This is a genomic window from Plebeiibacterium marinum (assembly GCF_026013615.1).
GTDB lineage: Bacteria > Bacteroidota > Bacteroidia > Bacteroidales > Marinilabiliaceae > Saccharicrinis > Saccharicrinis marinus_A.
Genome location: NZ_JAPDPI010000032.1, coordinates 53,462 through 59,661, shown reverse-complemented (window position 1 = coordinate 59,661; position 6,200 = coordinate 53,462). Strand labels below are relative to the sequence as shown.

The 6,200-nt window shown below is 36.6% G+C and carries 5 protein-coding genes; 3 read left to right on the top strand and 2 right to left on the bottom strand.

Annotation, left to right across the window (positions count from 1 at the left end; all coding sequences use genetic code 11):
* From OM074_RS14905 to OM074_RS14895, 3 genes are all read left to right on the top strand, one after another.
* The coding region (locus OM074_RS14905; RefSeq protein WP_301200835.1) for a T9SS type B sorting domain-containing protein at positions 1-927 on the top strand (927 nt) is incomplete at its 5' end.
* 75 nt (positions 928-1,002) lie between these two features.
* Positions 1,003-1,950: a PorP/SprF family type IX secretion system membrane protein gene (locus OM074_RS14900; protein WP_301200834.1), complete on the top strand. Its 948-nt coding sequence runs from the start codon at positions 1,003-1,005 to the stop codon at positions 1,948-1,950.
* 23 nt (positions 1,951-1,973) lie between these two features.
* Entirely contained in the window at positions 1,974-4,247 is a 2,274-nt protein-coding gene (locus OM074_RS14895) for an OmpA family protein (RefSeq protein ID WP_301200832.1), read from the top strand.
* A gap of 428 nt (positions 4,248-4,675) precedes the next feature.
* On the opposite strand, the gene OM074_RS14890 is transcribed toward OM074_RS14895, so the two are convergent.
* Both OM074_RS14890 and OM074_RS14885 read right to left on the bottom strand, forming a co-directional pair.
* Positions 4,676-4,996, bottom strand: coding sequence for a hypothetical protein (locus OM074_RS14890; protein ID WP_301200830.1), 321 nt, complete (start codon positions 4,994-4,996; stop codon positions 4,676-4,678).
* A gap of 287 nt (positions 4,997-5,283) precedes the next feature.
* Positions 5,284-6,090, bottom strand: a complete 807-nt coding sequence (locus tag OM074_RS14885) for a CPBP family intramembrane glutamic endopeptidase (RefSeq protein ID WP_301200828.1) — start codon at positions 6,088-6,090, stop codon at positions 5,284-5,286.
* Positions 6,091-6,200: the final 110 nt, after the last annotated feature.

Below are 6,200 nucleotides of genomic sequence, written 5' to 3'. Positions count from 1 at the left end.
GATGGCACTTATACTTACACTCCAGATAAAGATTTTATTGGAGAAGATAGTTTTGTGTATGAAGTATGTGATTCAGAAGGAGCTTGCGATCAGGCCACGGTAACTATCTCGGTTCTTGATACAGATAATGATGATGATGGAATTCTGAATGTGGATGAAGGAGACGAGGATACCGATGGTGATGGAATCCTGGATAGGGATGATACCGATTCGGATAATGATGGAATCCTGGATGCTGACGAAGGCGATCAGGATAGTGATGGCGACGGAATAGAAGACTACAGAGATCTGGATTCGGATAATGATGGTATTATTGATGAAGATGAAGGGTTTGTGGATACCGATAACGATGGCATTGAAGATTACAGAGATCCGGACTCGGATAATGATGGAATCCTTGACGAAGATGAAGGGGATCTGGATCTGGATGGAGATGGTATCGAGGACTACAGGGATGAAGACACCGATGGCGACGGAATTCCTGATGTTGAAGAAGGCAATGAAGATACCGATGGCGATGGCATTTTAGATATGGTTGATACAGACGCTGACAATGACGGCATACTTGATGTAGATGAAGCTGAGGGAGACTGTGATAATGATGGAATTCCTAACAGGCTGGATTCGGATAAATGTTATGATATTGATGAATTGGAATTATACGAAGGATTCTCGCCAAATAATGATGGTGACAATGATACGTACAGCATTCCCTGGTTAAACCAATTCTCGAAAGTGAGCATTGAAATATTTAACCGCTGGGGTAATGTTGTATACAAACAAAGTAAATATGAAAACAACTGGAATGGCGAGTGTAATACTGGTTTAAAAGTTGGAGACGAGCTTCCGGAAAGTACATATTACTACATCATTCATATACATGATATTGATAAAAAGTTAACCGGATTTATTTATTTGACCAGATAAGATCAATGGAATTGAGGTAAGAGATGTAAGTGTCTCTTATCTCAAATCTGTATCATACATTAATTAATTATGATCATGCAAAAAATAATATCATTAAAGAAAATATTCTGGGTTTCTATTGTGTTGTTGGCCCTTTGTTCAGTCAAAGTACAAGCACAACAAGAACCATTATATACACAATACATGTTTAATACGGTATCTGTAAACCCTGCGTATGCCGGTACCAGAAATGCCATGAATATGCTATTGTTATCCCGCGTTCAATGGGCAGGACTGGAAGGGGCTCCTCGTACCTATAACTTTACCATGCATACCCCCATTAATAATTATAAAATGGGATTGGGATTTTCTATTGTGGCAGATAGTTATGGCCCGGTAGATAATACCTATTTTAATTTTAATTATGCCTATAGAATCAATATAACTGAAGAAACGGTATTGTCAATGGGTATAAAAGGAGGAATTTATAATTACCATGTAGGATTATACGATCTGAATGTAGGTAGCGATAGTGATGTTTCGTTTAATGGAACCTACGAAAAGAAATTTCAACCCAATGCGGGTATGGGATTATACTTGTACGGAAAGAACTGGTATACCGGATTTTCAATTCCAAAACTCATTCAAACAGATTTAACAGGTACTCAAACAGCAGCCAGTAATATATCCGACTTAAAGAGGCACTATTTTTTAATGGCCGGATACGTTTTTGATGTCAATAACGATTTAAAATTTAAACCATCGTTTATCAATAAGGTAGTAGAAGGGGCTCCTTTATCAACAGATGTTACGGCTCAATTATTATATAAAAACACGTATTGGGTAGGAGCTACTTATCGATTAGGTGATGCTGTGGCGTTTTTAGCAAATGTTCAGTTAAACAGACAGCTTATGGTTGGTTATTCATATGATTTCTCAGTTTCAAGCATGGCCAGTTATAATAATGGATCACACGAAATCATCATAAGCTATGATTTTGATGGATTCCTGAATAAAAAAGTGAAATCACCTCGTTATTTCTAACCTGAATAAAAGGATTATATCAGATGATACAATTAAAAAGAAAGATATTACCGATATTGATTTTTATAGCTTTTTACGCAAACAATATAGGTGCACAAAATTTTGTTGAAAAAACAATTGATAAAGCAGATTCTATTGTCTTAAGTCAAAGGCACCAAAGAGCAAATAAAAAGTTTGAAAACATGGCCTATATGCAGGCTATTGAAAAATACGAAAAGCTTTTAGCCAAAGAGGTTGGGGGAGATACTTTAAAAAGTAAACTGGCAACAGCCTACCTAAAGGTGGGAAATACCCAAATGGCAGAACCTTTGTTTAAAGAGGTTGTGATGGGGGATTATGCCACACCAGGTGATTTTTATTGTTATTCACAAACTCTTAAATACAATAAAAAATACCGGGAGGCTGATGTATGGATGGACAAATTCCATCAGGTTAAAAGTGAAGACTCGCGTTCTGAGATTCAATATAAATCAGCTCCCAAAATATTTGCCATTGTTGAAAAGGAAAGATATGAAGTGGAAGAAGTAAATTTCAACTCTTCAAAATCAGATTTTGGTGCAGTTGTTATGGGTGATGATATTGTTTTTACAACTGCCCGCAATGATGAAAAGATTATTCGCAGGGAATATGCCTGGGACGAAACTCCTTATCTGGATCTTTTTAGAATTAAGAAGGATGCCGGTGTTTTAGCTTCGGCAAAACTATTATCCGGCAAATTGTCTTCAGCTTATCACGATGGTCCGGCTTGTTTTAATAACGATGGTTCAGAAGTGTTTTTTACACGTAATAATTACAACAAGTTTGTGCCAAAAACTGAAACAAAAGTAATAGAGCATATTGGTGTAATAAATAAAGCAGTGCCTAAAAAGAGTAAGTCTGGCGTAAATAACCTGATGATTATGTATGCCACAAAAAGCATAGGTGGAGAATGGAATTACCCAGAAGCACTTCCTTTTAACAGCTACGAATATTCATGTGGCCATCCTTGCTTATCTCCTGATAATAATACCTTGTATTTTGTGTCCGATATGCCGGGAGGTTATGGAGGTTCAGATATATATAAAGTAACCCGTACAGAAGAAGGATGGGGAGAGCCTGAAAATTTAGGTGCGGAAATAAATACCGAAGGAGAGGAAATGTTCCCATTTATCCATGAAAATGGACAGCTGTATTTCTGTTCAAACGGACAGTTAACCTTGGGTGGCTTAGATGTTTTTGTAGCTGCTGTTAAAGGCGGAAAGTATAAAGTTAAAAACATGGGTGCTCCCCTTAATTCCTCAAAGGATGATTTTAGCTTCTTTTTGGAGAAGGATGGTGTTCATGGTTATTTTGCTTCAAACAGGGAAGGCGGAACCGGCGACGATGATATTTATAAGTTTAAAATACTGGATGAGATTACTTTTAGCAAACCCTTAAAAGGAAAACTTATTGACCGGAACACCGGTAATATCATAAAAAATACGCCGGTTGAATTAATGGATGCCAAGGGTGCTGTTGTTGCCAAACTAACAACCAATGCTGAAGGTATGATTCAAACAGAATTAGAAGAAGTAACTTCGTTAACGGCCGTAGTTAATAAAGAAGATTATTTCCCTTATAAGGAAGAGTTTGAAATCAATGAGGAGACTTCTGAAATTTTAATGAAGCTGACTCCGGAACCTTTTTGGGGAATATATGGAAATGTATTTCTATTGCCTGAAATGACTCCAATACCTGAGGTTATCTTGCGTGCTGAAACTGGCAATGGAGACCTGCTTACCGTAAAGAGCGGAAATAATGGCACATTCCGGACAAAACTTGATGAGGATACTGATTATGATTTAGTGTTTACCAAAAAAGGTTTCTTTACAAAGCGTGTTAAATATACAACAGTAGGAAAAGATACCGGATACATAAATGTAAACGAGTTTTTAGAATTGGAGCTTGAAAAAGCAGAGGTTGGTAAAAGTATCGAAATCATGATCCTTTACGATTTGGACAAGTGGGATATTCGTGAGGATGCTGCCGTTGAACTGGATGACATGATACAGTTCCTTGAAGATAATCCTGAAATAAAAATTGAGCTGGGATCCCACACCGATTCCAGAGGATCGGCTCGTTACAATCAGGTTTTATCTCAAAAAAGAGCAGAATCTGCTGTAAAATACATGGTTGATCGCGGTATTTCTGCAGATAGAATTACGGCTAAAGGTTACGGTGAAACCAAGCTTAAAAACCAGTGTGCCGATGGAGTACGATGTTCAGAGGAAGATCATCAGGCAAACCGTCGTAGTGAGGTTACTATTACTGATATGTAATATAGCTATATAATACAAACCATAAGAAAGGTCTGGGATATAATTATAAGGATAGGATCTGTTTAAGCGAGATGCAAATCAGATCCTTTCCTTACACCAAACAATAATAATCAAACTATTATTTTAGATTATAAAATGCCCAAAACATGTATGGCAAAAAAAAATCATCATCGGTAAATGCCGAAACAGCGTCTTATTAAAAAAATATCCCATCGGCATATGCCAAAACCCATCTTTTTCGAAAAATGGCTCATCGGCACTTACCGAAAGCCAACTTTCTAAGAAAATAGCCTTTCGGCGTATGCCGAAAGGCAAATTGTTGAAATAGTGGTTTCGGCGCGTACCGATGAGATTTAAAAAATAAGACCTATATCAAAATATAATTGATACAGGCCTTGGCTAATCTGAAAGTACTTAAATTTAATTACCTATTTTTCATACACAGTTCCGTCCTCATTAAATAAGCACTTGGTAAGTTTACCTTCAGCATCTTTTAAAACAACCTGGTAAACTGCTACATCATCTTTTGTTTTTGCTACAGCTGCACTGTCAACTGTATTTCCCTCATACTTTTTTGTAATTACATCTACAATAGCTTCCGGCAGTTGATCTATATCAATACTGCTGAACTGTAAGTCTTCTTCAGCATTAATGGCTGTTTGGTTTAAGTTAGAATTTGCATTTAGGTATAAAGCAGGGGTGCTTACCAATGCAACAAATAGCGTAAAAATTAAAATGTTCTTTTTCATCAGTGTTGATTTTTTTTGATTGTTAATAATACACTTTGTATTATATAATTATGATGCCAGGAAAACACATACGTACAGATAACGTTTGCAATTAGCAACATACCAAGCTATTAAACAACTTTCAACTTGATACGAAAAAGAATTACTGATTAACCAATGTGGATATGATTCTACAAAATGTAGGTAGTAATGTGGAATATACAGGGCAAAAAATAAAAAGGCTATCCTTATCTGATACCAAAAGATCAGAACAGATAGCCTTGAATACGTTTTGTTACTGATTAGATCTATACTTCTATATTACGTGTTTTAAATTCTTTTATAATTAAAAACATGCTTATTGCAGAAATAATAATGCCCCCTCCTACTACAAAGAGCACATTAGTGGCACTTCCATATACATCAACCAGCGACTGCCCTATCTCTTCTTCTGCATTAAAAAACAGCCCCATTAAAAATGCCGTGCTGTTATTAATAAAGTGTATAATAATGCAGAGCAATAAGTTATGGGTTTTATAATATATATACCCTGCAAAACTACCAATAACCATAGCAGCAATAAACTGCCAGGGATTTAAGTGCAAAAACGCAAATAAAAAGCTAGAAAACAATATGGCCTTTTGAGGTGTTTTGGTCTTTAACAACCCATCCAGAATAACTCCCCTAAAAATCAGTTCTTCAAGAACCGGGGCTGCAATGGCAATAGTCATAAAAGCAAATATTCCTTTTTCACCCATCATTTCGGCAAAGGCCTTTATAAAAAAATCAGGCATTGGTATAAGACTGGTAACAGGATCTGTAACCCCTACCCCTACAGCAAGAGTGAAGACCGAGATTAAAACAATCAGTTTTACAGAGTCTCCCTTAATGGGATAGCTATCCAATCCCGTATCTCTTTTACGGATATAGTGAGCAAAGGCAAACGCACCACCTATGGTTAGTATGTAATAAAAAAGCATGGCAAGCTCCTTTCCCATTGGGTTGATCACCCCCATGTATACAGGAGCCAATACAATTTGTGCAAGGATGGCTATGCCCACTATCCCCCAGCTTTGAGATATACCGGGATAATGATTTTTGTTTAATTCTTCCATTGTTTCTATAAAATTTGGACTAAAGATAGAAAAAGGGTTGAAAAAATGAGAATATGTAGTGTGATCCAGCAAGGAAAATACGCTTAGAATTTAAAGAGGTTTTCAGGTCG